The sequence below is a fragment of the Candidatus Cloacimonadota bacterium genome (genome assembly GCA_012516855.1).
Taxonomy (GTDB): Bacteria; Cloacimonadota; Cloacimonadia; order Cloacimonadales; family Cloacimonadaceae; genus Syntrophosphaera.
Genome location: JAAYWB010000135.1, coordinates 1 through 3,182 on the forward strand (window position 1 = coordinate 1; position 3,182 = coordinate 3,182).

Sequence of the window (3,182 nt, forward strand, 5' to 3'; positions counted from 1 at the left end):
CCAGTGGATGCCTTTGATCTGGACTTCTATCTCAAGAATAAAGCGAGAATCAGAGCCAGGAGTATCAAGCAGAGTCATAGAGGCACCATCAATCCCAAGACTGCCAAACGGCCCGGGCCGATCGTCTGTGATGATATCGATAAAGAAGAGAACATGGGCAACCAGTCCATTGGCAAGAGACGCATGGAGAAGATCACCCAGGAACTTGCCGGGGCTCTCTCACCGGAGGGAAATGGCAGGATCGTCTGGCTCGGTAACCTGGTGCATCCCAACTACGCGATCTGCCAGTTTCAGGAGCTGATATTGGGCGAATTACGGGCTGATAACCCTGATCTGGATACAAGGTCGGTTCTGAAAACGCACCAGAAAGCGATATTGCGCTTCTCGCTCGAAGATCGGCAGGGCAAGTCCGTCTGGGAGGCTCAATATCCCACTGCCACCCTGCCTAATCTAAAAGCCAAGTTCGGGTATACCGGATACCAGAGGGAGATGTTAGGGCAGCCAGTCATTGAAGGGAACATTTTTAAAAACCACTGGTTCACTAGATACAAAACTCTGCCTGAGCCATCCCACATGAAGCGGGTCTGGCTTTATGCCGATCCCGCATGGGGTGAGAAAGGCTGTTACAAAGCCATCATCTCCATAGGCTATGACGGCAACAGGTTCTATGTTATTCACGTCTGGATACGTCAGACAGAGAACACCAAGTTCTTCAGATACTACTATGATGCCTATCAGGAGTTGGATCGAATCTACAGAGTCAAAGCCCGGGCAGCCTGTGAAACCACCTACGGTCAGGCACGTATCCTGGCTGACTTCGATCGGTGGGCAAAGGACAACCGTCTGCCATCCATCAGCCACCGGATCAAGCGCATCGATAACAAGGACAACAAGAACCTGCGCATCGAGAGGACCGAAACCATCATCGAGACCGCCAAGCTGCTCTTTCCGGAGGGGCAGGATACACCAACCCTGATATCACAGTTCCTTACCTATCCGGATGGCTATATAGATGGCTGTGATGCCTTGGCTGGCTGTCTGGAGAGGTTCTCAGAATACGATATCGGAAGGAACAGATTCAGGATCAAGAGGTTCGCCTTCTGATGAACTATTACGATAGACTTATGCTGGAGTACTACAGGATACTCAACAATGCTTGGAAGGCTGAGATCAGAGATGCCGCTCGACTTGCCATCCAGATGCTGAGTGACATGCCACGAGCAGAGAAGATCAACCGGGACTCCATAGATAAGCTTATGGGCATCATCAATACCCAGTTGGGAGATGACTTCGCGGCCTTGGTCAATGAGCCCACCAAGGCGATAATAGACCGCTGTGTGCGGCTGGGACTGAGGGACACCCAAGTGCAAGCCCCGATCAAGACCAGCATTGGGCTCTGGGGCATTGAAGATCAGCATCTCTCATCCACCATCCAGAAGCAGCAGTTGTTCTGGATCGGGAATCACTTTGAAGCCGATATCCGCCAAAGCTTTGCAGATACACTATCAAAAGCTATTGAGCAGGGCTATACCAAAGAGATGCTTGCCGATACCCTCGAAGACCAGTTCAATGACCTTGCCAACCGATCCTCCCACTACTGGCAGGGACTGGCTGAGCACACGGCCCTGCGCATCAGGGAATTCGGAAGGTTGCAGGGATACAAGAAAACCAAGGCCAAATACTACAAGCTCTTAGTAATCCTCGATGATCACACCAGTGATATCTGCCGGGCATTGGCTGCCCAGGATAAGATCTATCCCTTAAACGATGCCCTCGAAGTGATGGACAAACTGATGGCTCTTGATACCAAATCCAACAGCCTGGATGATGCCCGGGAATACATCAGAGCCCTCGCACCCTGGGTCAAGGACGATCAGATCGAATACGACTCAGGTATGAACCCGGTAGGTATCTCTGGAGCGCATACTCCGTTTCCCCCGTTTCATTGGAAGTGTAGAACAACAACGGTAATCTGGACTGAGTAGTAGTTGATGACATGTTTCCCACCTGATACATTAGCCGTCTATTCTGTATTACCAGTATCTCGGTCGTATTAAGCTCGAATAAAAAAGAGATTGGCAGAATATCCCCTCTATTTGACTATGTCTAATCAGAAATATAACAAGATAGAGGTTACGTTTGCTGAAAGCTATTCTGGTTACATTCCTAAACGATCTGCAGAAGATCATTAACCGGGGAGACGCCCGGGAAGAGTCCTTTTATCATTGTCTGAAGGACATGATCGAAGCCTATGCCAAGCTGAATAAGATCAGCAAATGCGAAGTGGGTATCCTGCCCAAGACCTCCGAAGCCGGAAACCCGGACTTCCGTGTCTGGAATGGCAAAGCCCACATCACTGGCTATATCGAAACCAAGAAACCGGAGACCTACAAGCTCGACCCCATCGCAGTAAGCGAACAGCTCAAGCGTTACCTGGCTACCTTTCCCAATCTCATCCTCACCAACTTCTATGAGTTCCGTCTCTATCAGCATGGTCAGTTTATAGATAGTGTTACAATTGCCAGTTCGATCAATGCCACCCAGATGCTTATTGCCCATCCAGCTTCGCATTTGATGAGCTTGCAACCTTGCTTGACCGTTATTTCAGCTTTTCCCTGCCTGCCATCACAGACCCCAAGAGTTTGGCTAATGCACTGGCAAAACGTACCCGCTTCCTACGAAACGAAATCATCACCACCCAACTGGCAGAGGAGGATATGCAGGACAAGAAGGTGGTGTTGAACTTCTATGAAACACTCAAGAAGCTGCTGATCAACAATCTGACCATAGAGCAGTTTGCCGACCTATATGCCCAAACCCTTACCTAATTCTTGATCCTGCTGCTGGCACTCTCACCTTTCCTGGTGAAGCCATCAACATGGCCATTGAATAGCAGGCAGGCAAATACGGCGAGGGCACCGTCCATAACCTGATCAAACATCACATCCTGCCCCACTTCCACGCCATTGAACTGATGATGGCGCCCTACACCGTGGGACACCTCAAGATCAGCTACCTGCTGGCGGAACATGGCTATGAATTGTGCGAGGAAAAACGCTTCAAGCTCTATCTCTCCAACACCTTGGAGCCGGACACTCCCCAGCAAACCGAACTGCCCATTGCCCACGACATCAGCGAGGAATGCGCCCTGGCAAACAAGGTCAAGCATGAGGACCCGATCC

General features: G+C 50.3%; 5 protein-coding genes. 4 read left to right on the forward strand and 1 reads right to left on the reverse strand.

Annotated features, from left to right (window positions below):
* On the forward strand, nucleotides 1-1,104 hold a 1,104-nt coding region (locus tag GX466_09485; protein ID NLH94427.1), incomplete at its 5' end, for a hypothetical protein.
* Complete coding sequence (locus GX466_09490; protein NLH94428.1) at nucleotides 1,104-1,985, forward strand: hypothetical protein; 882 nt, start codon at nucleotides 1,104-1,106, stop codon at nucleotides 1,983-1,985. The genes GX466_09485 and GX466_09490, both read left to right, overlap by 1 nt.
* 181 nt (nucleotides 1,986-2,166) lie before the next feature.
* Here the strand turns inward: GX466_09490 and GX466_09495 are convergent, their stop codons facing one another.
* Complete coding sequence (locus GX466_09495; protein NLH94429.1) at nucleotides 2,167-2,493, reverse strand: hypothetical protein; 327 nt, start codon at nucleotides 2,491-2,493, stop codon at nucleotides 2,167-2,169.
* 95 nt (nucleotides 2,494-2,588) lie between these two features.
* On the opposite strand from GX466_09495, the gene GX466_09500 reads away from it, so the two are divergent.
* Entirely contained in the window at nucleotides 2,589-2,828 is a 240-nt protein-coding gene (locus GX466_09500; protein ID NLH94430.1) for a hypothetical protein, read from the forward strand.
* A gap of 149 nt (nucleotides 2,829-2,977) precedes the next feature.
* Nucleotides 2,978-3,182: hypothetical protein (locus GX466_09505; GenBank protein ID NLH94431.1), on the forward strand; the 205-nt coding region annotated here is incomplete at its 3' end.